Below are 23,829 nucleotides of genomic sequence, written 5' to 3'. Positions count from 1 at the left end.
CGGAAATGCGTATCTGGAAACATGTTGTGCTGCTATTGAGCCTTATGGTTGGGGGGTACAGTGCCTTTGCGGACGACTCGGTTAATATCAATATTAATATTAGCGGTACGGTCGTGGCCAATGGGGCCTGTACCTTTAACAATGGTGATTCAGCCACCGTTGATTTTAGTGAAGTGGATTTTGAGCCGGCCGATGGTGGAACGGTGCTCTCTGGCTCGTACCTGGAAACAGTTCCTGCAACGATGAGTTGTACCGGGGACGCAGGTGGCAAAGCGCAAATGACCTTCAGTCCGGTCGGGGGGGTAACGCTCGATTATAACGGGCATAAGTTATTGCCTGTCAGCATTAATGACAGCAACCCGGGCCAGGAGCTGGGTATACGTCTGCTGGTTAACGGTCTGGTACAGGATGTGAACGCGCCATTTGCCGTGGATATGCTGACGCAGCAGCCTGCCATTCAGGCGGAACTGGTACTGGTGGGGCAGGGCGACGGATTAATCAATGGCGCGAGAATCAGTGCCAGCGCGACGCTGATAATGGAGTTTGTGTAATGAAACGGAACGGCCGCGTCCTGATTTTGACTATTTTTCTTGCCGGGTTTCAGGTGCCTGAACTTTTTGCGGCGCAAACTGGCGACAGCATAGATATTTCTTTTACCGGTCATCTCATGGGGCGAAAAGCCTGCACGGTGAATAACAATCAGGTGATTAACGTGGTGTTCGGTAATGTTGCGGTGAATAAGGTGGCAACCGGGACGATAACGCAACCCGTCAACTATTCTCTTAATTGTTCCGGCGCAACTGAGAGCAACAGCGTGGAAATGACGATCAAGGCAACGCCTGTGGCAGGGCATAGCGCCACGATGGCGGCCAGCCAGCCGGGGCTGTGGGTGACCTTTCTTAATGAAGGCCTGGAACAAACGCTGAATACGCCTTTCTCCGTGGCTGATTGGCATAACCCGCCGAAACTGGATATCAGGCTGGATCAGGATCCTGACAGCGAACTACAGGCGGCAACGTTTACAGCAACGGCAACGTTAATGGCGGAGTATTTTTGATGATTTTGATTCACAGTTATAAAAAAGTAATGATCAACACCCTGTTTTTACTTTTTTTTTCTTTAATAAGCATTGAGGCTTCGGCGGCCTGGACGGGGGTTCCCGGTGTGCAAGGAAATTGCCCTGTCTCACGTGATACACCCATGACCGGTTTATATCTCAACGAATATATAGGGGGTTATTGTACGTTAAATATTGGTAAAGGGAATACGGTGCCCGCATCTGGCTATTATGGTGTTGCATTATATCAAACAAACTCCCCCGATTCATATTATCCTTCCAACGGCGATACCTTTGCTTATGAGCACTATTATATAGCTGCCGGGCAAGATTTAAGTACGCTTCAGTTTACATTTTCTGCCTCGAGTAAAATTGTCGAAACCCCAAAAAAGTATATGTGCTATGTGCTGTTTGAGGCGACAGATTACGTGAACCATCAGTTTCTGTTTAATAATACTCCGCAAGGCTGTTTAGGTGGTGGTAAACCCCCCCTCCCTCCTGCCCCTGTACTCATTACATGTACATTTAATAATGGCAATGCTCTGGATGTCTCTCTGGGCGACATCGACCGCAGTATTATCGGTACAATTGCTGGCACGACGCCTGCCACAGATAAACTGCTGGATGTCACGTGCACTGGCACAGGCACTGCAACGTATTCAATTAAGTTTCAGTATACGCCAGGGTCAACTGACGGAAATCAATATATCCATTCATCAGCGAACGGTCTTTCTATTGCGATGTCGCTGAATGATACCGTGGTGGATACCGGCACAACCTACACCCGAACCTATAATGTGGGTACACAAACCGAAAAGTTAAGTTTTGAACCAGTACGTGATCCCAGTGTGGCATACACCGATATTCCGACCGGCGCGTTCACCGCCAGCGCAGTGATGATTGCCACCCTGGAATAACGATAAGACGCGAAATACGCCTTTTTCATCACTAAACTGCTCGGGTACAGCCTGCACGTTTTTCCCCACGCATCATCCCGTCATTATCAGAGAGGATGCGCGGGGATGCCACCGTAATTAACTGATTTTTAATAGTTACAGAAACGCGTTGATGCTCTCTGCCAGCGACGTGGTCGGGCGGCCGATCAGTTTGCTCAGCGTGTGGCTGTCATCGAACAGACCGCCTTTGGATGCGCCGGTGTCTGAATCGGCGAGCATCTCCGCCAGACCGGCGGGTAGACCCACGCTTTTCAGCGCGGCGGCAAAATCGGCCTCGCTCAGGTTCTGATAAACGACAGGTTTGCCACTCTGTTTACTCAGTTCTGCGGCCAGTTGGCTCAGCGTCCAGGATTCATCACCCGCCAGTTCATACACCTTACCGGCATGGCCTTCGGTGCTGATGACCTGTGCGGCGGCCGCAGCGTAATCCGCACGCGTCGCAGAGGCAATTCGGCCCTCGCCCGCCGCGCCGATAAACACGCCATGCTCCAGCGCAGCAGGCGCGCTGGCAAGATAGTTTTCGGTATACCAGCCGTTACGCAACAGCGCGTAGGCAATACCGGAGTCAGCCAGCATCTTCTCGGTGTCGACGTGTTCAACGTGCAAAGCGAGAGGAGAGCGGTCGGCATGCAACAGGCTGGTGTAGGCAATAAATTTCACTTTCGCGGTCTTCGCCGCATTAATGACATTACGGTGCTGGGCGGCACGCTGCCCCACTTCACTGGAAGAGATCAACAGCAGCTTATCAACACCCTGCAACGCCTGGGTGAATGCGGTTTCGTCGCTGTAATCCGCCTGACGTACGGTGATGCCCTGTTGGCTTAACGCGGTAGCCTTCGCCGGGTTGCGCACTATCGCCACAATCTGGCTGGCAGGTACGGTTTTCAGCAGGTTCTCAATAACGTGTTGGCCCAGTTGGCCCGTCGCGCCGGTAACTGCAATCATGGGGTGACTCCTTAATGTGTCGCTTGTGTTTTATAAAGCTAGCACTTAAACTTACTTTTAGTAAGTACGCACAAAAAGGTAAGTATAAGATGAGTGCACCGACACTTTCTCAACAACTGCGTGACGGCAATTTGTTTGCCGAACAGTGCCCGTCGCGTGAGGTGTTAAAGCATGTGACCAGTCGCTGGGGCGTGTTGATCCTGGTGGCGCTACGCGACGGCACACATCGCTTCAGCGATTTGCGGCGTAAAATGGGGGGCGTAAGCGAGAAGATGCTGGCGCAGTCGTTGCAGGCGCTGGAGCAGGATGGGTTCATCAACCGGGTTTCGTATCCGGTTGTGCCGCCGCACGTGGAATACAGTTTGACCCCGCTGGGCGAGCAGGTCAGTGATAAAGTCGCCGCGCTGGCAGACTGGATTGAGCTGAATCTGCCGCAGGTGTTAGCAGAACGGGAAGCGCGGGCGGCGTAAAACGTTGCCGGATGGCGGGGTGCCACCCGGCAATCACGCTACTTGCTTAAATCCAACTGATAAATTGCGAAACCGATCTCATCGGTTGCCACTTTTTGCATCGGGTACTGGCCTTTCTCTTTGATAAACGCGGCGGCTTTATCCCCTGGCGAGGTTTCGAAGCGGATATCCAGTTTCTTCTCGCTGTGAATCGGCGCCAGACGCCAGTTGTTATCAGCCGCCGGATGAATTTCCCCGGCGCGTTTAGATTCCGCGCCAATCCATGCCGCCAGCACCGAGCGGTTTTCATCCGGTGATGCAAAGGCAATATGGCTGTCGCCGGTTCCGGCAAACTTACCGCCATAAGCGCGATAGTTATTGGTGGCGACCAGGAAAGTGGCATTCGGATCAATCGGCTTGCCGTTGAAGGTCAGATTTTTAATCCTTTCTGCTTTTGGGTTTACCGTCTGGCATTCACCGTCATAGCGTGCGGGCTGTGAGACATCAATCTGGTATTCCACGCCATCGATCACATCGAAGTTATAGGTGCGAAAACCGTCCCAGTTGATGAGCGACTGCGGTTTGCTGCTGGTGATATCGATCTGATTAAACTGTCCGGCGGAGCACTCCAGCCACTCTTTCACCTCTTTGCCGCTGGCTTTAACGACGACCAGCGTGTTCGGGTACAGATAAAGGTCAGCGGCATTACGGAAGGTTAACTGACCTTTTTCCACTTCGACAAAACTGGCCGGATCGTTTTTACGCCCACCGACTTTAAACGGCGCGGCGGCGGAAAGGACCGGCAGTTTCGCCAGATCCGGATCGCCCTGAATGAAATGTTCGACATAGGCTTTCTGCGCGTTATTAACCACCTGAACGGTCGGATCGTCCTGCACCAACGCCAGATAGCTGTACATGTTATCAGCGGATTTACCGATCGGCTTGCTGACAAATTCGCGCGTCGCGTCGTGGTCAGCTTTCAGAATCTCCACCAGTTTGCTGTCTTCGGCAGCGAGTGATTTCTTCTCAGCGGCGTCGTAAATGGGGCGCGCTTCGGCTTTGGCCTGCGTCACCTGCCATTTGCCGCTGTCGTTACTGAGCACCAGATCCACCACGCCCAGATGATCGCCCCACATGCCTGGCATCACCGCCGGCACGCCGTTCAGCGTCCCTTTTGCGATATCCGCGCCTTTGATGTTGGCAAAGTCTTTACCGGGGAAGACGGCGTGAGCATGACCAAACAGGATTGCGTCCACGCCGGGCACTTCACTGAGATAATAAACCGAGTTTTCCGCCATGCTCTGGTATGGGTCGGCAGAGAGTCCCGAGTGCGCGACCACCACCACCACATCGGCCCCTTTTTCACGCATTTCCGGCACATATTGACGTGCGGTTTCGGTAATGTCGTTAACCGTCACTTTGCCGCTCAGGTTGGCTTTATCCCAGGTCATGATCTGCGGTGGAACAAACCCGATATAGCCGATTTTCAGCGTCTGCTTATGGCCTTCCTGATCGACGACATCCGTCTCTTTAATAAGATAAGGTGTAAACAACGGCTTTTGGGTCTTAACGTCGATGATATTGGCGTTAACATAGGGGAACTTCGCTCCAGCGAGCGCGTTTTGCAGATACGCCAGTCCGTAGTTGAACTCATGGTTACCGAGGTTTCCCACCGCGTAATCCAGCGTATTCAGCGCCTTATACACCGGATGGACATCGCCTTTTTTCAGTCCCTTTGCCGCCATATAGTCGCCCAGCGGACTGCCCTGAATCAGATCGCCATTGTCGACCAGCACGCTGTTTTTGGCTTCATTACGTGCGGCGTTAATCAGGCTTGCAGTGCGTACCAGTCCGAATTTTTCGGTTGCGGTATCTTTGTAATAATCGAAATCCATCATGTTGCTATGCAAATCAGTGGTTTCCATTATCCGCAGATCGACGGTCGCGGCATTCACACTGGCCGCGATCAGCGTGGCCAGAAGCGTTGCACTAAACTTAATCATCAGAGGGCATCCTTTTAAGATCTAAGCCACAAAAGAAAATGTATATAAATCTTCTTGCTTACAGAACTGTGAATCATGCATCAGTTTAGCAAGCAAAACCGCAGTCGCTATCACAGTTGGCGGATTCGCCTCTGATCGGGTATAAGTAAAACAATGAGTTAAGACCACTGCAACAAACGAGGTGGAGAATGTTAGAACACGTATGCCAGCTTGCACGGAACGCGGGCGATGCCATTATGCAGGTCTATGATGGAGTCAAACCGATGGAGATTGCCAGCAAGCAGGACGATTCTCCGGTAACCGCGGCGGATATCGCCGCTCACGCGGTGATTCTCGAAGGCTTAACGCAACTGACGCCGGATATTCCCGTCCTCTCCGAAGAGGACCCGCCGGCCTGGGAAGTGCGCCAGCACTGGCAGCGATACTGGCTGGTTGACCCGCTGGATGGCACCAAAGAGTTCATCAAACGCAACGGTGAGTTCACCGTCAACATTGCGCTTATCGAGAAGGGCAAACCGGTACTGGGCGTGGTCTATGCGCCGGTGATGAAAGTGATGTACAGCGCGGCGGAAGGCAAAGCCTGGAAAGAAGAGTGCAACGTGCGCAAGCAGATTCAGGTACGCGACGCGCGTCCGCCGCTGGTGGTGATTAGCCGCTCCCACGCAGACAACGAACTGAAAGAATATTTACAGCAGCTGGGTGAACACCAGACGACGTCGATTGGTTCGTCGCTGAAGTTCTGCCTGGTGGCGGAGGGGCAGGCGCAGTTGTACCCGCGCTTCGGGCCGACCAACGTCTGGGATACCGCTGCGGGCCATGCCGTCGCGGCAGCAGCCGGGGCGCACGTTCACGACTGGCAGGGTAAACCGCTGGATTACACCCCGCGTGAATCGTTCCTCAACCCCGGCTTTCGGGTCTCTATTTATTGAGTAGCTTATGCAGCAGGGCAATCACCTGCTGCACCTCTTCCTGAGTTAGCGCCCCGTCTTTTGCCCACTGTACGCGACCCTCTTTATCAAGCACCGCGACAGCAGAGCTCTCTTCATCCAGTTGCCAGGCTTTACGGGCCACGCCGTTACTGTCGACGATAAACTGCGACCACGGGTAGAGCTTCTTATTGCTCTCAAGGCTGCTGCGCACAAACATACCGGAGCCTGGAATCGCGTCGTCAGTGTTGACGATCGTCGTGGTCTGGTAAACGTCATGGGGCAGTTTTGCCGCTTTGATCGCTTCAATCAGCGTCGCATTTTTTTCTTTAGCGGAGGTGCGTCCGGCGATGTGCTGAAGGAGACGCACCTTCCCGGGCAACTGTGCGCTGTTCCAGCTTTTATAGCTGAACTTATCATTTTCAAGAATCAATTCGCCGCGATCGGCAATCCCGACCGGCGGGACGCGCTGGCCCGTTTCGAAGCTATGCGCGGAGGCCATCATTGGCGCTAACAGGCACGCCAGCGCCAGAATCTTACGTAAGGTCATGGTATTTCCTTCTTATTGTTTGCAGGTGATCCGACCACTTGGGTCTGATTTTTAATCATATGTGCGAATGATGCTTTTTCCCGCAAGAGCGATGCCAGTTTGCGGACGGGCGCACAAATCCTGCGAAAAACGAAGGCTTATACTGAGGACCGCACCCTGATTCAGAGATGATTCTGATTAACTGTAATGAAAAGGTAAATAAACTTATACGCGCTGGAAACATCGCCCAGATAGTCTATAGTCAAATGGCATTAAAATTTGCGCCTTATAACGGTTGGACCGATTGTGGTACCACAGGGGCGTAACACTTAAGCAGGAGATAACAATGAAAATTTTCCAACGGTACAACCCACTGCAAGTGGCGAAGTACGTGAAAATCCTGTTCCGTGGACGGTTATATATCAAGGATGTTGGCGCTTTTGAGTTTGATAAGGGTAAGATTCTTATCCCAAAAGTGAAGGATAAACAGCACTTGTCTGTGATGTCCGAAGTCAACCGTCAGGTTCTGCGTCTGCAAACTGAGATGGCTTAACCAACGTGCTATGCAGTAGTTTAAAGAACGGCTCCCTTCGGGAGCCGTTGATGTTTCTGAGGCAGGAAGAGCCAGCGAAACTACGCTTTCACGTCTTCTTTCGCGTCCGGCAGTTTCGGCACCAGTACGCTCGGTTTACTGTCCAGGCGCGTTACCAGCAGCTGATCGATACGGTAGTTATCGATATCCACCACTTCGAATTTGTAGCCTGAGAATTTCACGGAATCGGTCCGTTTCGGGATTTTACGCAGCATGAACATCATAAAGCCGCCAATCGTTTCGTAGTTACCTGATTGCGGGAACTCATCGATATCCAGTACGCGCATCACGTCATCGATCGGCGTACCGCCGTCAATCAGCCAGGAGTTCTCGTCGCGCGCCACAATCTGCTCTTCCAGACCCTGGCCGACCAGATCGCCCATCAGCGTGGTCATCACATCATTCAGCGTGATGATACCGACCACCAGCGCGTATTCGTTCATGATCACCGCGAAATCTTCACCGGCGGTTTTAAAGCTTTCCAGCGCTTCCGAAAGGGTCAGCGTATCCGGAACAATCAGGGTGTTGCGGATCTGCACGCCGCTGTTCAGCGCCATGCTCTGATTCGCCAGAACACGATTCAGTAAATCTTTCGAGTCAACGTAACCAATGATGTGGTCAATATCTTCGTTACAGACGAGGAACTTGGAGTGCGGATGTTCCGCCACTTTGTTTTTCAGGCTCTGCTCGTCTTCATGCAGATCGAACCAGATGACGTTTTCACGCGGCGTCATGGATGATGGCACGGTGCGTGATTCCAGCTCGAATACGTTTTCAATCAGCTCGTGTTCCTGTTTACGCAACACGCCCGCGAGCGCGCCAGCTTCCACCACGGCATAAATATCATCAGAGGTGATGTCATCCTTGCGCACCATCGGCAATTTGAAGATGCGGAAGATCACGTTCGCCAACCCGTTGAAGAACCACACCAGCGGCGTGAACACAAACAGACAGAAGCGCATCGGGTTGATGATACGCAAAGCCACAGCTTCTGGCGCAATCATACCGATGCGTTTCGGGGTTAAGTCCGCGAAGAGGATAAACATACCGGTGACCAGCGAGAAGGAGAGAATAAAGCTCAACTGCTCAGAGAGTTCTGGCGACAGATATTGAGAGAACAGGGAGTAAAAGGCCGGCGAGAAAGCCGCGTCGCCCACGATACCGCCAAGAATGGCAACCGCGTTCAGACCGATTTGCACGACGGTAAAGAACATCCCAGGGTTTTCCTGCATTTTCAACACGCGTTGCGCATTGAGATTGCCTTCATCGGCCAGCAGTTTGAGCTTAATTTTACGTGAAGCAGCAAGTGAGATCTCGGATATCGAGAAGAACGCACTCACAGCGATCAGGCAAAGAATAATGAAAATACTGTTTAACATATCTTATCCGACCGTTCAGGTCAGATCCTCGGAAGGGAAGTTGATAAATCCATGTGGTAACGCTTGATGAAAACCGGCTCGTAGAGGTGAGCCGGTAAGTTCAGCGGCTAGTATAGCGTAAGGGACTGTAAAGCCGCCAGAGGCTTAATTTTCAGCAGTGATGGTCAGAATTATGACGCATCAGGGGGTAAGCAGACGCCAATCCCGCCGATACCGCAGTAGCCATACGGGTTTTTGTGCAGATACTGCTGGTGGTCGTCCTCAGCGTAATAGAACGGCGTCGCGTTGCTGATTTCGGTGGTGATGCGGCGATCGTCCCCCGCTGCGTGCATGGCGGTCTGGAAGCGCTCGAGACTGGCGCGTGCGGCGCTGTCCTGTTCCGGCGTCAGCGGATAGATAGCCGAACGATACTGGGTGCCGTGGTCGTTGCCCTGTTGCATGCCCTGTGCCGGATCGTGGTTTTCCCAGAACACCTGCAACAGTTGCTCATAACTGATGACCGTCGGGTCGTACACTACGCGAACCGCCTCGGCGTGGCCCGTTTCACCGGAACAGACTTCCCGATAGGTGGGATTCGGCGTGTAACCACCGGTATACCCCGCCGCCGTACTGTAAACGCCAGGCAGTTGCCAGAACAACCGCTCCACGCCCCAGAAACAGCCCATGGCGAAAATCGCGATTTCCATCCCTTCGGGAACATTGGTCATTGAGTGTTGATTGACGGCATGTAATGTCGCCACCGGCATCGGGGTATTGCGTCCAGGTAGGGCATCTGACGGCGAAATCAGATGCTTTTTATCAAATAAACTCATGGTGCCGTTCTCCCGAAAATCAGTAATTGGGGTTAAGGTTGTAACAAGACGCGTATTTGCACACAATATCCGTTACGAATACGTCTACAGTAAACATAAGAAATATTTGGGTTGTCGTCTGTTTTTCAACCCCAATTGTTGGGTTTTTGTTAAGCCGTGGATCGGCGTTATGATTGTTTTCCAGGGGTGGAAATAAGGGATATTCAGGAGAAAAAGTGCCACATATCCGTCAGTTATGTTGGGTGAGCCTGCTGTGTTTGAGCAGTTCTGCCTTTGCCGCGAACGTCCGTCTACAGGTCGAGGGGCTATCAGGTGAACTGGAGAAAAACGTCCGCGCACAGCTCTCAACCATCCAGAGTGATGAAGTGACGCCGGACCGTCGCTTTCGTGCGCGCGTGGATGATGCCATTCGCGAAGGGTTAAAGGCGCTCGGCTATTACGAACCGACCATTGATTTCGATCTGCGTCCGCCGCCGGCGAAAGGGCGCCAGGTGCTGGTGGCCAAAGTGACCCCCGGTGAACCGGTGCGTATTGGCGGAACAGAAGTCATTTTACGTGGCGGCGCGCGTACCGACAGAGATTACCTGGATCTGCTGAAAACGCGTCCGGCAATCGGTACGGTGCTTAATCATGGGGACTATGACAGCTTCAAAAAGTCCCTCACCAGCGTGGCGCTACGTAAGGGATATTTCGACAGCGAATTTAATAAGAGCCAACTTGGCATTGCGCTGGATCGCCACCAGGCATTCTGGGATATCGATTACAACAGCGGCGAACGCTATCGTTTCGGGCATGTGACGTTTGAAGGATCGCAGATCCGCGAGGAATATCTGCAGCATCTGGTCCCTTTTAAAGAAGGCGATGAGTACGAGTCGAAAGAGCTCGGTGAACTGAACCGCCGTCTCTCCGCGACCGGCTGGTTTAACTCCGTCGTCGTGGCGCCTGAGTTTGATAAGGCGCGTAAAACCAAAGTGCTGCCGCTAAAAGGTGTCGTTTCACCGCGTACGGAAAACACCATTGAGACCGGGGTGGGCTATTCCACCGACGTCGGCCCGCGCGTAAAGGCAACGTGGAAAAAACCGTGGATGAACTCTTACGGTCATAGCCTGACGACCAGCGCCAGCATCTCGTCACCTGAACAACAGCTGGATTTCAGCTACAAAATGCCGCTGCTGAAAAATCCGCTGGAGCAGTACTATCTGGTGCAGGGCGGTTTTAAGCGTACCGATCTTAACGATACCGAACAGGACTCCACCACGCTTGCGGTTTCCCGCTATTGGGATCTGTCCAGCGGCTGGCAGCGCGCCATCAATCTGCGCTGGAGCCTTGACCACTTTACCCAGGGTGAAGTCACTGACACCACCATGCTGCTTTACCCGGGCGTCATGATCAGCCGCACTCGGTCACGCGGCGGACTGATGCCCGTCTGGGGCGATTCGCAGCGCTATTCCATCGATTACTCCAATACGGCCTGGGGCTCTGACGTAGATTTCTCCGTTTTCCAGGCGCAAAACGTCTGGATCCGTACTCTCTACGATCGCCATCGTTTCGTCACGCGTGGCAACCTGGGCTGGATCGAAACCGGTGATTTCGACAAGGTGCCACCGGACCTGCGTTTCTTCGCCGGGGGGGACCGCAGTATTCGTGGCTACAAATACAAATCGATTTCACCGAAGTACAGCAACGGCGATCTGAAAGGGGCCTCGAAGCTGGTGACCGGATCGCTGGAGTATCAGTACAACGTGACCGGTAAATGGTGGGGGGCGATGTTCGTTGACAGCGGCGAAGCGGTGAGCGACATCCGTAAAAGCGACTTCAAAACCGGCGCCGGTGTGGGCGTGCGCTGGCAGTCTCCGGTTGGGCCAATTAAGCTCGACTTTGCCGTTCCGGTCGGCGACAAAGAGGAACACGGTTTACAGTTTTACATCGGTCTGGGGCCTGAATTATGAGTTTATGGAAGAAGATAAGCCTCGGCGTACTGATTTTTATCCTGCTGTTGCTGGGAACGGTGGCGTTTCTGGTGGGCACGACAACCGGTCTGCATCTGATCTTCAATGCGGCGAATCGCTGGGTACCGGGGCTGGAAATTGGTCAGGTCACCGGCGGCTGGCGTGATTTGTCGCTGAAAAATATTCGCTATGACCAGCCCGGCGTGGCGGTTAACGCCGGGGAAGTGCATCTGGCGGTGGGGCTAAATTGCCTGTGGAACAGCAGCTTGTGTGTGAACGATCTGTCACTCAAAGACATTAATGTGGCGATCGACAGTAAAAAAATGCCGCCTTCTGAACAGGTCGAGGAAGAAGAGGACAGCGGCCCGCTGAATCTTTCTACGCCATATCCGATCACGCTTTCTCGCGTGGCGCTCAATAACGTCAACATTAAAATCGACGACACGACCGTCTCGGTGATGGATTTCACCTCCGGCCTGCACTGGCAGGAGAAAAACCTGACCCTGAAGCCGACGTCGCTACAGGGGCTGCTGATCGCGCTGCCGAAAGTGGCAGAGGTCGCACAGGAAGAGGTGGTCGAGCCGAAGATCCAGAACCCGCAGCCGGATGAAAAACCGCTTGGCGAGACGCTAAAAGATCTGTTCTCAAAACCGGTGCTGCCGGAAATGACGGACGTGCATCTGCCGCTCAATCTCAATATTGAAGCGTTCAAAGGCGAACAACTGCGTATCACCGGCGACACTGACCTGACGGTGCATAACCTGCTGCTGAAAGTGAGTAGCATCGACGGCAACATGAAGCTGGATACGCTGGATATCGACTCCAGTCAAGGGACGGTGAACGCCACGGGGACGGCGCAATTAACCGATAACTGGCCGGTAGACATTACCCTGAACAGCACGCTGAACGTCGATCCGCTGAAGGGCGAGAAGATCAAACTGAAGGTGGGCGGCGCGCTGCGCGAACAACTGGAAATGGGCGTGAACCTTTCCGGTCCGGTGGATATGGACCTGCGTGCCCAGACGCGTCTGGCGCAAGCCGGGCTACCCATTAATCTGGAAGTGGTCAGCAAGCAGGTGTACTGGCCGTTTACCGGCGACAAACAGTTCCAGGCTGATGATATCAAGCTCAAACTCACCGGCAAGATGACGGACTACACGCTGTCGATGCGTACGGCGGTGAAAGGGCGGGATATTCCCCCGGCAACCATTACCCTCGATGCGAAAGGCAACGAACAGCAAATTAATCTCGATAAACTCAGCGTGGCGGCGCTGGAAGGGAAAACCGAGCTGAAGGCGCTGGTGGACTGGCAACAGGCGATCAGCTGGCGAGGCGAGATGACGCTGGACGGCATCAATACGGCGAAAGAGATCCCGGACTGGCCATCAAAGCTCAATGGGCTGATCAAAACCCGCGGTAGCCTGTATGGCGGCACCTGGCAGATGGAAGTGCCTGAGCTGAAGCTGACCGGGAACGTTAAGCAGAACAAGGTTAACGTTAAAGGATCGCTGAAAGGTAACAGCTATTTGCAGTGGATCATTCCCGGCCTGCATCTGGAACTGGGGCCAAACAGCGCCGATGTGAAAGGCGAACTGGGCGTGAAAGATCTCAATCTGGATGCGACTATCGACGCGCCGGGACTGGATAACGCGCTGCCGGGACTCGGTGGTACGGCAAAAGGGTTGGTCAAGGTGCGCGGTACAGTCGACGCTCCGCAACTGCTGGCGGATATCACTGCCCGTGGGCTGCGCTGGCAGGAACTGTCCGTTGCGCAGGTGCGCGTGGAAGGCGATATTAAATCGACGGATCAGATTGCCGGTAACCTCAACGTTCGTGTTGAGCGAATTACGCAGCCCGACGTGAACATCAACCTTGTGACCCTGAACGCCAAAGGCAGTGAGAAGCAGCACGAGTTGCAATTACGTGTCCAGGGCGAACCGGTCTCCGGCCAGCTCGATCTGGCGGGAAGTTTTGATCGTAAAGAAGAGCGCTGGAAAGGCTCGCTGAGCAATACCCGCTTCCAGACGCCGGTGGGCCCGCTGACCCTGACGCGCCCCATCGCGCTGGATTATCGCAACCAGGAGCAGAAAATCAGCATCGGACCACACTGCTGGGCTAATCCGAATGCCGAGCTGTGTGTACCGCAAACCATCGATGCCGGTGCCGAAGGGCGGGCGGTGGTGAATCTCAATCGCTTTGACCTGGCGATGCTGAAACCGTTTATGCCAGAGACTACCCAGGCCAGCGGTGTGTTCACGGGTAAAGCCGACGTCTCCTGGGATACCACCAAAGAAGGGCTGCCTCAGGGTAATGTCACACTCTCCGGACGTAACGTGAAGGTGACGCAGACGGTTAACGATGCGCCGCTGCCGCTGGCGTTCGATACCCTGAACGTGACGGCCGATCTGCGCAACAATCGTGCAGAACTGGGCTGGCTGATTCGCCTGACCAATAACGGTCAGCTTGACGGACAGGTGCAGGTAACCGATCCGCAGGGACGGCGTAATCTGGGCGGCAACGTCAACATTCGCAACGTGAATCTGGCGATGGTGAACCCGATCTTCGCGCGCGGCGAAAAGGCGGCGGGGATGCTGAGCGCCAACCTGCGTCTGGGGGGGGATGCGCAGAGCCCGCAGATGTTTGGGCAACTGCAACTGAGCGGGCTGGATATCGACGGTAACTTTATGCCGTTTGATATGCAACCGAGCCAGCTGGCGATGAATTTCAACGGTACGCGCTCAACGCTTGCCGGGGAGATTCGCACCCAACAAGGGCAAATCAACCTGAGCGGTGATGCGGACTGGAGCCAGATAGACAACTGGCGCGCCCGTGTGGCGGCGAAAGGGAGCCGGGTACGTATCACCGTGCCGCCGATGGTGCGACTGGATGTTTCACCGGACGTGGTATTTGAAGCGACGCCAAGCCTGTTTACGCTGGACGGTCGGGTGGACGTGCCGTGGGCGCGGATTGTGGTACACGACCTGCCAGAGAGCGCGGTGGGCGTTTCCAGCGACGAAGTCATGCTTAACAACGATCTGCAGCCTGAGAAGCCGCAAACCGCCGCGATCCCCATCAACAGCAATCTGACTGTTCATGTGGGGAATAACGTGCGAATGGATGCATTCGGCCTGAAAGCCCGACTGACGGGCGATTTGAAAGTCGCGCAGGATAAGCAAGGGCTGGGGCTGAACGGACAGATCAACATTCCGGAAGGCCGCTTCCACGCCTACGGTCAGGATCTGATTGTGCGTAAAGGCGAGCTGTTGTTCTCTGGACCGCCGGACCAACCGTTGCTGAATATCGAAGCTATTCGCAACCCGGATGCCACTGAAGATGACGTGATCGCTGGCGTTCGCGTCACCGGAACGGCAGATGAACCGAAGGCTGAGATCTTCTCTGACCCGGCGATGTCGCAACAGATGGCGCTTTCCTACCTGTTACGTGGACAGGGGCTGGACAGTGAGCAGAGCGACAGTGCGGCGATGACCTCAATGCTTATTGGCCTGGGGGTTGCACAAAGTGGTCAGGTTGTGGGTAAAATCGGGGAGACATTTGGCGTAAGCAATCTGGCACTGGATACTCAGGGGGTGGGCGACTCCTCCCAGGTCGTCGTCAGCGGATACGTACTGCCAGGTCTGCAGGTGAAATATGGCGTGGGTATATTTGACTCACTGGCGACACTCACGTTACGTTATCGCCTGATGCCTAAGCTATATCTGGAAGCCGTGTCTGGCGTAGATCAGGCACTGGATTTGCTCTATCAGTTTGAGTTTTAGCAATGCGAATATTTGTCTACGGCAGTTTACGAACCAAACAAGGCAACAGCCACTGGATGACCAACGCCCAGTTGCTGGGCGATTACAGTATCGATAACTACCAGTTGTATAGCCTGGGCCACTATCCAGGCGCAGTTCCGGGGAACGGAACGGTACACGGTGAGGTTTATCGTATTGATAACGCCACTCTGGCCGAGCTGGATGCGTTGCGCACCCGCGGTGGTGAATACGCACGCCAGTTGATCCAGACGCCATACGGCAGTGCATGGATGTACGTGTACCAACGTCCGGTTGAGGGATTAACGCTGATCGAAAGCGGTAACTGGTTAGACAGAGACCAGTACTGAGTCGTGTGCAGGGCAGGCCTGATAAGCGTAGCGTCATCAGGCATTTTCTTGTTTGCCCGCACTTTTACCACGCCACCTTCGGGTGGCGTCGTTTTTTGCGTCTGTGACTCGCGTTTACGGACACAAAAAAGCCCCGACATGCGGGGCTTCGCTCGACAGGACGAATTACTTCTTCGCCGCACGCTCGAAGGAGGCAACGATTTCAGCTTTCGCCGCTTCAGCGTTGTCCCAACCGTCGACTTTCACCCACTTGCCTTTTTCGAGGTCTTTGTAGTGCTCGAAGAAGTGCGTGATCTGCGCTTTCAGCAGTTCCGGCAGGTCGTTCACATCCTTGATATGATCGTACTCTTTGCTCAGCTTGGTGTGCGGTACAGCAACCAGTTTCGCATCTTCACCGGATTCGTCGGTCATTTTCAGCACGCCAACCGGACGGCAGCGGATCACTGCGCCTGGCTGCAGCGGATACGGGGTCGGCACCAGCACGTCAACCGGGTCACCGTCCAGTGACAGGGTGTGGTTGATGTAGCCGTAGTTGCACGGATAGAACATCGCGGTGGACATGAAGCGGTCAACGAACAGTGCGCCGCTCTCTTTGTCGACTTCGTATTTGATCGGATCGGCGTTAGCCGGGATCTCGATAACAACGTAGATATCTTCCGGCAGGTCTTTACCCGCAGGGACGTTGAGTAAGCTCATGTCTGTTTCCTTTAACTGTGTCGTAAACAAGTGGCGAGTATTATAGCTATCTCGCGCCGAATGTCTCCGCCTGATTTCGTTTTCACTCCTCCCCCGCTGGCCTTTTCAGACCACTCGCATGACAGAAAAATCCATATCTTCAGCCGCTTTTTTCATAGGTAAATGAAAGCGATTACAAACTTGTGATTAACGTTCTATTTACTTTTTTGAAGTGTGATGTAACGCAATCCGTTACATGTTCGATTGTCTATAGTTTTTTCGCGACTGTTTCTTAACCAACAATAAACCTACCCTACGAGGACACAGTTATGTGGAAGCGCTTACTTTTAGTCACAGCAGTTTCGGCAGCCATGTCGTCTATGGCCCTGGCCGCCCCATTAACCGTAGGATTTTCGCAGGTCGGCTCTGAATCCGGCTGGCGCGCCGCAGAGACCAACGTGGCGAAAAGCGAGGCCGAGAAGCGCGGCATCACGCTGAAAATCGCTGACGGTCAGCAAAAACAAGAAAACCAGATTAAAGCCGTGCGTTCGTTTGTGGCACAGGGCGTTGATGCCATCTTTATTGCGCCCGTGGTGGCAACAGGATGGGAGCCAGTGCTGAAGGAAGCGAAAGATGCCGAGATCCCGGTCTTCTTGCTCGATCGTTCCATCGATGTCAAAGACAAATCTCTCTATATGACCACCGTCACCGCTAACAACGTGCTGGAGGGTCAATTGATCGGCGACTGGCTGATCAAAGAGGTGAACGGTAAGCCGTGTAATGTGGTTGAGCTGCAGGGCACCGTCGGCGCCAGCGTGGCGATTGACCGGAAGAAAGGGTTTGCTGAAGCCATCGCCAAAGCGCCAAACATCAAAATCATCCGCTCTCAGTCCGGTGACTTCACCCGCAGTAAGGGGAAAGAAGTGATGGAGAGCTTTATCAAAGCCGAGAACAACGGCAAGAACATCTGCATGGTTTACGCCCATAACGATGACATGGTGATCGGCGCTATCCAGGCGATCAAAGAAGCGGGGCTGAAACCGGGCAAAGATATTCTGACCGGTTCTATTGACGGCGTACCGGATATTTATAAAGCGATGATCGACGGTGAAGCGAATGCCAGCGTGGAACTGACGCCGAATATGGCGGGGCCGGCCTTCGACGCGCTCGAGAAATTCAAGAAAGACGGCACGATGCCTGAGAAGGTCACGATCACCAAGTCCACGCTGTATCTGCCGGATACCGCGAAAGAAGAGTTAGAGAAGAAGAAAAACATGGGCTACTAAGTTCGGGTTCTCTGTAGGCCTGATACGCCATCAGGCGTTGGGGTGCCGGATGGCGACGCACAGCGTCTTATCCGGCCTACAAACTCGCACCGTAGGCCTGATAAGCGCAGCGCCATCAGGCGTTGGGGTGCCGGATGACGGCGCACAGCGTCTTATCCGGCCTACAAACTACGCACCGTAGGCCTGATAAGCGCAGCGCCATCAGGCGTTGGGGTGCCGGATGGCGACGCAGAGCGTCTTATCCGGCCTACAAACTCGCACCGTAGGCCTGATAAGCGCAGCGCCATCAGGTGTTGGGGGGCCGGATGACGACGCAGAGCGTCTTATCCGGCCTACAGACTCGCACCGTAGGCCTGATAAGCGCAGCGCCATCAGGCGTTGGGGTGCCGGATGGCGACGCAGAGCGTCTTATCCGGCCTACAAACCAGCACCGTAGGCCTGATAAGCGTAGCGCCATCAGGCAAATGTTCTGCCGGATGGCGACGCAGAGCGTCTTATCCGGCCTACGAACTCGCACCGTAGGCCTGATAAGTGCAGCGCCATCAGGCGTTGGGGTGCCGGATGGCGACGCAGAGCGTCTTATCCGGCCTACAAACACGCACCGTAGGCCTGATAAGCGCAGCGCCATCAGGCAAATGTTCTGCCGGATGGCGACGCACAGCGTCTTATCCGGCCTACAAACACGCACCGTAGGCCTGATAAGCGTAGCGCCATCAGGCGTTGGGGTGCCGGATGGCGACGCACAGCGTCTTATCCGGCCTACAGACTCGCACTGTAGGCCTGATAAGCGTAGCGCCATCAGGCGTTGGGGTGCCGGATGGCGACGCAGAGCGTCTTATCCGGCCTACAAACTCGCACCGTAGGCCTGATAAGCGCAGCGCCATCAGGCGTTGGGGTGCCGGATGGCGACGCACAGCGTCTTATCCGGCCTACAAACTCGCACTGTAGGCCTGATAAGCGTAGCGCCATCAGGCGTTGGGGGGCCGGATGGCGACGCACAGCATCTTATCCGGCCTACAAACTCGCACTGTAGGCCTGATAAGCGTAGCGCCATCAGGCGTTGGGGTGCCGGATGGCGACGCAGAGCGTCTTATCCGGCCTACAAACTCGCACCGTAGGCCTGATAAGCGTAGCGCCATCAGGCGTTGGGGTGCCGGATGGCGACGCAGAGCGTCTTATCCGGCCTACAAACCAGCACTGTAGGCCTGATAAGCGCAGCGCCATCAGGCGTTGGGGTGCCGGATGGCGACGCACAGCGTTTTATCCGGCCTACAAACTACGCACTGTAGGCCTGATAAGCGTAGCGCCATCAGGCAAATGTTCTGCCGGATGACGGCGTAACCGCCTTATCCGGCCTACGGGCCTCCAGAGCCACACTCTTGTCGCGGAGGGCAATTATGATCGCGGAACAACACCAGGAGATCCTCCGTACAGAGGGATTAAGTAAATTCTTTCCTGGCGTCAAAGCGCTGGATAACGTCGATTTCAGTCTGCGTCGCGGCGAAATTATGGCGCTGCTCGGTGAAAACGGCGCCGGAAAATCCACGCTCATCAAAGCGCTGACCGGCGTCTATCATGCCGATCGCGGGACTATCTGGCTGGAAGGCAGTGCCATCTCCCCCAGAAATACCGCACATGCCCAACAGCTGGGCATTGGCACGGTCTATCAGGAAGTGAACCTGCTACCGAATATGTCGGTGGCGGATAACCTGTTTATTGGTCGTGAACCGCGTCGATTTGGCCTGCTACGGCGCAAAGAGATGGAAAAGCGCGCCACGGCGCTGATGGCGTCTTATGGCTTTTCTCTCGACGTGCGTGAACCGCTGAACCGCTTTTCCGTGGCGATGCAGCAGATCGTGGCGATCTGTCGGGCGATCGATCTCTCGGCGAAGGTGTTGATCCTTGATGAACCCACCGCCAGTCTCGATACGCAAGAAGTGGAGATGCTGTTCGGCCTGATGCGCCATCTGCGCGATCGCGGCGTGAGTCTGATCTTCGTCACCCATTTCCTCGATCAGGTCTATCAGGTCAGCGATCGGATCACCGTCCTGCGTAACGGCAGTTTTGTCGGCTGCCGGGAAACCCGCGAGCTGCCGCAGATTGAACTGGTCAAAATGATGCTGGGACGCGAGCTGGATACCCATGCACTACAGCGCGCGGGACGAACCCTGCTGAGCGACAAACCCGTCGCGGCCTTTAAAAACTTTGGCAAGAAGGGAACGATCGCCCCGTTCGATCTTGAAGTCCGACCTGGTGAGATCGTCGGTCTGGCGGGACTGCTTGGATCCGGACGCACCGAAACAGCTGAAGTGATCTTCGGTATCAAACCGGCGGACAGCGGCAGCGCGCTGATCAAAGGCAAACCGCAGACGCTGCGATCCCCTCATCAGGCGTCATGCCTTGGCATCGGCTTCTGCCCGGAGGACAGAAAAACGGACGGTATTATTGCTGCCGCCTCGGTGCGCGAAAACATTATCCTGGCATTACAGGCCCAGCGCGGCTGGCTGCGGCCGATTGCGCGCAAAGAGCAAAACGACATTGCCGAGCGCTTTATCCGCCAGCTTGGCATTCGCACCCCCAGCGCAGAGCAGCCGATCGAATTTCTCTCCGGCGGCAATCAGCAAAAAGTGCTGCTGTCGCGCTGGTTGCTCACCAAACCACAGTTTCTGATCCTCGATGAGCCAACGCGTGGGATCGACGTTGGCGCGCATGCCGAGATCATCCGCCTGATCGAAACGCTGTGCGCCGATGGTCTGGCGCTACTGGTGATCTCCTCGGAGCTGGAGGAACTGGTGGGGTATGCGGACAGGGTGATCATCATGCGCGATCGCAAACAGGTGGCGGAGATCCCGCTGGCTGAACTGTCCGTTCCGGCGATCATGAACGCCATCGCGGCGTAAGGAGACTCTTGTGATGCCTCAATCTCTCCCGCAAACCACGCCGCCGAAGCGACGCTTTCGCTGGCCGACCGGCATGCCGCAGCTGATTGCGCTGCTGCTGGTACTGCTGGTGGACAGCCTCGTTGCCCCGCACTTTTACCAGATTGTGTTGCAGGACGGGCGTCTGTTCGGCAGCCCAATCGATATTCTTAATCGCGCCGCTCCCGTCGCGCTGCTGGCTATCGGGATGACGCTGGTGATTGCCACCGGCGGCATTGACCTTTCTGTTGGCGCAGTGATGGCGATTGCCGGAGCCACGACCGCCGCGATGACCGTCGCCGGACACAGTCTGCCGGTGGTGCTGCTCGCCGCGTTAGGCACCGGTGTTCTGGCTGGATTATGGAACGGCATACTGGTGGCGATCCTCAAAATTCAGCCGTTTGTCGCCACGCTGATCCTGATGGTCGCGGGACGCGGGGTGGCGCAACTGATCACCTCCGGGCAAATCGTCACCTTCAACTCGCCCACGCTCTCCTGGTTCGGCAGCGGATCGCTGCTGCTGTTTCCGACGCCGGTAATTATCGCGCTGATCACGCTGCTGCTGTTCTGGCTGTTGACCCGGCGAACGGCGCTCGGGATGTTTATTGAAGCCGTGGGGATTAACATCCGGGCGGCGAAAAATGCCGGGGTGAACACACGAGTCATCGTTATGCTCACCTATGTGTTGAGCGGGCTGTGCGCGGCGATTGCCGGGATCATCGTCACGGCGGATATTCGCGGCGCCGATGCTAACAACGCCGGATTGTGGCTGGAGCTGGACGCTATTCTGGCGGTGGTGATTGGCGGCGGATCTCTGATGGGCGGGCGCTTTAATCTGCTGTTGTCGGTGGTGGGCGCGCTGATTATTCAGGGGATGAACACCGGGATCCTGCTTTCCGGCTTCCCGCCGGAGATGAACCAGGTGGTCAAAGCCATCGTGGTGCTGTGCGTACTGATTGTGCAGTCACAGCGCTTTATCAGCCTGCTAAAAGGAGTGCGTGGTCGTGATAAAACGTAATTTACCGTTAATGATCACCCTCGGGGTTTTCGTGCTGGGTTATCTCTACTGTCTGACGCAGTTTCCCGGCTTTGCCTCCACGCGCGTGATCTGCAACATTCTGACCGATAACGCCTTCCTGGGGATCATTGCCGTGGGGATGACCTTTGTGATCCTCTCCGGCGGGATCGATCTCTCCGTGGGCTCGGTGATCGCCTTTACCGGGGTATTTCTCGCCAAAGCGATTGGCTATTGGGGGATTTCGCCGCTGCTGGCGTTTCCGTTGGTGCTGGCGATGGGCTGCGCGTTTGGCGCGTTCATGGGGTTACTGATCGATGCGCTGAAGATCCCGGCCTTTATCATCACGCTTGCGGGGATGTTTTTTCTGCGCGGGGTCAGTTACCTGGTATCGGAAGAGTCGATCCCGATTAACCATCCCATTTACGACACGCTCTCCAGCCTGGCGTGGAAAATCCCCGGCGGCGGACGTCTGAGCGCGATGGGATTGTTGATGCTGGCGGTGGTGGTTATTGGGATTTTCCTCGCGCATCGCACCCGGTTTGGTAATCAGGTGTATGCCATTGGCGGGAATGCGACGTCGGCGAACCTGATGGGGATTTCCACCCGCAGCACGACGATCCGCATTTATATGCTGTCGACCGGGCTGGCGACGCTCGCCGGGATTGTCTTCTCTGTCTACACCCAGGCCGGTTATGCGTTGGCCGGAGTGGGCGTAGAGCTGGATGCTATCGCTTCAGTGGTGATTGGCGGTACGTTGCTCAGCGGTGGGGTCGGTACAGTTCTTGGAACGCTGTTTGGCGTGGCGATCCAGGGGCTGATCCAGACCTACATTAACTTTGACGGTACGCTCAGTTCGTGGTGGACGAAAATTGCCATTGGCGTTTTGTTATTTGTTTTCATTGCGTTGCAGCGTGGTCTGACGGTGCTGTGGGAAAATCGTCAGAGTTCGCCAGTCACGCGAGTCGGCCCGGCAACGACGCCGAAGTGAGACGCGGATTTTAGTTAAACACCTAAACTTTTTCCGGTTGTTGTCGATAGTTTCTGTATATCCTTCAACCGGAAAATAACAATGCCAACATCTCTCTCCCTACGAAAGACTCTCCTGGTTTTATTGTCGCTGATTACCTTGCTACTGCTGTTAACCGGCGGCATGGGGATTTACGCTTCCACGCGAATCATCACCTCATGGATCTATTACGGGGTGATGACCGCCACGACGCTGACGGCCATCGCTCTGCTGGCGGTGGTCTGGCTGTTATTGCGTAATAAGCTCCTGAAACCGCTCGACAATGTCGTTGAACAGCTCGAACGCCTGGCGACGGGGGATTTGTCGGCGGCACAAAGCCGCTATGCCAGCGCCGGGTTCAATCGCCTGCAGGCTGCGCTCGAAGGGATGCGCGTGGCGCTGAGCGAGTCCGTCAAACGCGTCCGCGACGCCAGTTCACAGATAGACACCGGCAGTCGTGAACTGACGGCAGGCAACATTCATCTGGCGACGCGTACCGAATCAACCGCCACCTCGCTGGAACAGACCGCTGCCAGTATGGAAGAACTGACGGCAACGGTGAAACAGAATGCGGAAAACGCCGATCAGGCGCATCAACTGGCGAAATCGGTCTCTGATACTGCCGATCGCGGCAGTGAAATGGTTTGCTATGTCATTGAAAAAATGCGCGACATTTCTGGCAGTTCCAACCGTATTGCCGACATTCTTGGCGTGATCGACGGCATTGCGTTCCAGACCAATATTCTGGCGCTGAACGCCTCTGTTGAAGCCGCACGGGCGGGAGAGCAGGGGCGTGGATTTGCCGTTGTGGCGGGGGAGGTGCGTAACCTGGCGAGCCGCAGCGCGGAAGCGGCAAAAGAGATCCGTACGCTGATTGGCGACTCGCAGTCGCAGGTAGGTGAGGGCAGCGATCTGGCGATGCAGGCGGGCGAAACGATGGATGAAATCGCCAGCGAAGTGATGCGGATGACGAAGCTGATGCGCGAGATCGCCAGCGCGTCGCAGGAGCAGAGTCGCGGCATAGAGCAGGTCAATATCGCGGTGAGTCAGATGGATGAAACGGCGCAGCAGAACGCGGCGTTAGTGCAACAATCTTCTGCAGCGACCCGTTCGCTGGAAGAACAGTCCCACGCGCTGATTGAAGCGATGGCGTCGTTTAAATTGCAGTCGGCCTGATGTGAAATACTGATGTTTTATCCGGCCTAC

General features: G+C 55.1%; 20 protein-coding genes. 14 read left to right on the top strand and 6 right to left on the bottom strand.

Annotated elements, in window-relative coordinates:
• Positions 1-5: 5 nt before the first annotated feature.
• Genes QNN88_RS20270 through QNN88_RS20260 form a run of 3 tightly spaced genes read left to right on the top strand, consistent with a single transcriptional unit; the run spans position 6 to position 1,974 of the window.
• The gene (locus tag QNN88_RS20270) at positions 6-551 is read left to right on the top strand and encodes a hypothetical protein (protein WP_414241792.1); all 546 of its coding nucleotides are present in this window, start codon (positions 6-8) and stop codon (positions 549-551) included.
• Entirely contained in the window at positions 551-1,057 is a 507-nt protein-coding gene (locus QNN88_RS20265) for a fimbrial protein (RefSeq protein WP_414241791.1), read from the top strand. Before QNN88_RS20270 ends, QNN88_RS20265 begins: the two co-directional genes overlap by 1 nt.
• Positions 1,057-1,974: a hypothetical protein gene (locus QNN88_RS20260; protein WP_414241790.1), complete on the top strand. Its 918-nt coding sequence runs from the start codon at positions 1,057-1,059 to the stop codon at positions 1,972-1,974. The genes QNN88_RS20265 and QNN88_RS20260 overlap by 1 nt, the downstream gene beginning before the upstream one ends.
• A gap of 135 nt (positions 1,975-2,109) precedes the next feature.
• Here QNN88_RS20260 and QNN88_RS20255 read toward each other — a convergent pair whose 3' ends face one another.
• Positions 2,110-2,958 carry an SDR family oxidoreductase gene (locus QNN88_RS20255; protein WP_414241789.1) on the bottom strand — a complete coding sequence of 283 codons (849 nt, stop codon included), beginning with the start codon at positions 2,956-2,958 and terminating at the stop codon, positions 2,110-2,112.
• Between the two features lie 89 nt (positions 2,959-3,047).
• On the opposite strand from QNN88_RS20255, the gene QNN88_RS20250 reads away from it, so the two are divergent.
• On the top strand, positions 3,048-3,428 hold the full coding sequence (locus QNN88_RS20250) for a winged helix-turn-helix transcriptional regulator (RefSeq protein ID WP_414241788.1): 381 nt from the start codon (positions 3,048-3,050) through the stop codon (positions 3,426-3,428).
• Positions 3,429-3,466: 38 nt separating this feature from the next.
• On the opposite strand, the gene cpdB is transcribed toward QNN88_RS20250, so the two are convergent.
• A complete protein-coding gene (cpdB, locus tag QNN88_RS20245; RefSeq protein ID WP_414241787.1) occupies positions 3,467-5,410 on the bottom strand; it encodes a 2',3'-cyclic-nucleotide 2'-phosphodiesterase in 1,944 nt (647 codons plus the stop codon).
• A gap of 188 nt (positions 5,411-5,598) precedes the next feature.
• On the opposite strand from cpdB, the gene cysQ reads away from it, so the two are divergent.
• Positions 5,599-6,339, top strand: a complete 741-nt coding sequence (gene cysQ / locus QNN88_RS20240; protein ID WP_229236442.1) for a 3'(2'),5'-bisphosphate nucleotidase CysQ — start codon at positions 5,599-5,601, stop codon at positions 6,337-6,339.
• Here the strand turns inward: cysQ and QNN88_RS20235 are convergent.
• Positions 6,329-6,886, bottom strand: a complete 558-nt coding sequence (locus tag QNN88_RS20235; RefSeq protein WP_414241786.1) for a YtfJ family protein — start codon at positions 6,884-6,886, stop codon at positions 6,329-6,331. The genes cysQ and QNN88_RS20235 overlap by 11 nt on opposite strands.
• Before the next feature lie 325 nt (positions 6,887-7,211).
• On the opposite strand from QNN88_RS20235, the gene QNN88_RS20230 reads away from it, so the two are divergent.
• Positions 7,212-7,418 (top strand): DUF1107 domain-containing protein, encoded by a 207-nt coding sequence (locus tag QNN88_RS20230; RefSeq protein ID WP_004857160.1) that lies wholly within the window; start codon positions 7,212-7,214, stop codon positions 7,416-7,418.
• Between the two features lie 80 nt (positions 7,419-7,498).
• On the opposite strand, the gene QNN88_RS20225 is transcribed toward QNN88_RS20230, so the two are convergent.
• Both QNN88_RS20225 and msrA read right to left on the bottom strand, forming a co-directional pair.
• Positions 7,499-8,836 carry a hemolysin family protein gene (locus tag QNN88_RS20225; protein ID WP_414241785.1) on the bottom strand — a complete coding sequence of 446 codons (1,338 nt, stop codon included), beginning with the start codon at positions 8,834-8,836 and terminating at the stop codon, positions 7,499-7,501.
• Positions 8,837-9,006: 170 nt separating this feature from the next.
• Positions 9,007-9,648, bottom strand: coding sequence for a peptide-methionine (S)-S-oxide reductase MsrA (gene msrA, locus QNN88_RS20220; protein ID WP_414241784.1), 642 nt, complete (start codon positions 9,646-9,648; stop codon positions 9,007-9,009).
• Between the two features lie 215 nt (positions 9,649-9,863).
• Between msrA and tamA the strand changes: the two genes are divergently transcribed.
• From tamA to QNN88_RS20205, 3 genes are read left to right on the top strand one after another with little or no spacing between them, the layout of a single operon-like run.
• Positions 9,864-11,597, top strand: coding sequence for an autotransporter assembly complex protein TamA (gene tamA, locus QNN88_RS20215; RefSeq protein WP_414241783.1), 1,734 nt, complete (start codon positions 9,864-9,866; stop codon positions 11,595-11,597).
• Positions 11,594-15,373, top strand: a complete 3,780-nt coding sequence (tamB, locus tag QNN88_RS20210; protein ID WP_414241782.1) for an autotransporter assembly complex protein TamB — start codon at positions 11,594-11,596, stop codon at positions 15,371-15,373. Before tamA ends, tamB begins: the two co-directional genes overlap by 4 nt.
• A 2-nt stretch (positions 15,374-15,375) precedes the next feature.
• A complete protein-coding gene (locus QNN88_RS20205; protein WP_042999209.1) occupies positions 15,376-15,720 on the top strand; it encodes a gamma-glutamylcyclotransferase in 345 nt (114 codons plus the stop codon).
• 165 nt (positions 15,721-15,885) lie between these two features.
• Here QNN88_RS20205 and ppa read toward each other — a convergent pair whose 3' ends face one another.
• Positions 15,886-16,416 carry an inorganic diphosphatase gene (gene ppa / locus QNN88_RS20200; RefSeq protein ID WP_414241781.1) on the bottom strand — a complete coding sequence of 177 codons (531 nt, stop codon included), beginning with the start codon at positions 16,414-16,416 and terminating at the stop codon, positions 15,886-15,888.
• Positions 16,417-16,724: 308 nt separating this feature from the next.
• Between ppa and ytfQ the strand changes: the two genes are divergently transcribed.
• The 5 genes from ytfQ to QNN88_RS20175 all read left to right on the top strand — a co-directional run bounded on the left by ytfQ (position 16,725) and on the right by QNN88_RS20175 (position 23,799).
• Positions 16,725-17,681: a galactofuranose ABC transporter substrate-binding protein YtfQ gene (gene ytfQ, locus QNN88_RS20195; protein ID WP_414241780.1), complete on the top strand. Its 957-nt coding sequence runs from the start codon at positions 16,725-16,727 to the stop codon at positions 17,679-17,681.
• 1,397 nt (positions 17,682-19,078) lie between these two features.
• Entirely contained in the window at positions 19,079-20,581 is a 1,503-nt protein-coding gene (gene ytfR / locus QNN88_RS20190) for a galactofuranose ABC transporter, ATP-binding protein YtfR (RefSeq protein WP_414241779.1), read from the top strand.
• Positions 20,582-20,594: 13 nt separating this feature from the next.
• Positions 20,595-21,617, top strand: a complete 1,023-nt coding sequence (ytfT, locus tag QNN88_RS20185) for a galactofuranose ABC transporter, ATP-binding protein YtfT (protein ID WP_414241778.1) — start codon at positions 20,595-20,597, stop codon at positions 21,615-21,617.
• Complete coding sequence (gene yjfF, locus QNN88_RS20180; RefSeq protein WP_414241777.1) at positions 21,604-22,605, top strand: galactofuranose ABC transporter, permease protein YjfF; 1,002 nt, start codon at positions 21,604-21,606, stop codon at positions 22,603-22,605. The genes ytfT and yjfF overlap by 14 nt, the downstream gene beginning before the upstream one ends.
• Before the next feature lie 81 nt (positions 22,606-22,686).
• Positions 22,687-23,799 (top strand): methyl-accepting chemotaxis protein, encoded by a 1,113-nt coding sequence (locus tag QNN88_RS20175; RefSeq protein ID WP_414241776.1) that lies wholly within the window; start codon positions 22,687-22,689, stop codon positions 23,797-23,799.
• The last annotated feature ends 30 nt before the right edge of the window (positions 23,800-23,829 follow it).

Source organism: Citrobacter sp. ANG330, assembly GCF_047467925.1.
Lineage (GTDB): Bacteria > Pseudomonadota > Gammaproteobacteria > Enterobacterales > Enterobacteriaceae > Citrobacter_A > Citrobacter_A amalonaticus_G.
Note: the sequence above shows the minus strand (reverse complement) of the source record. Positions and strands in the feature narration are given on the sequence as shown.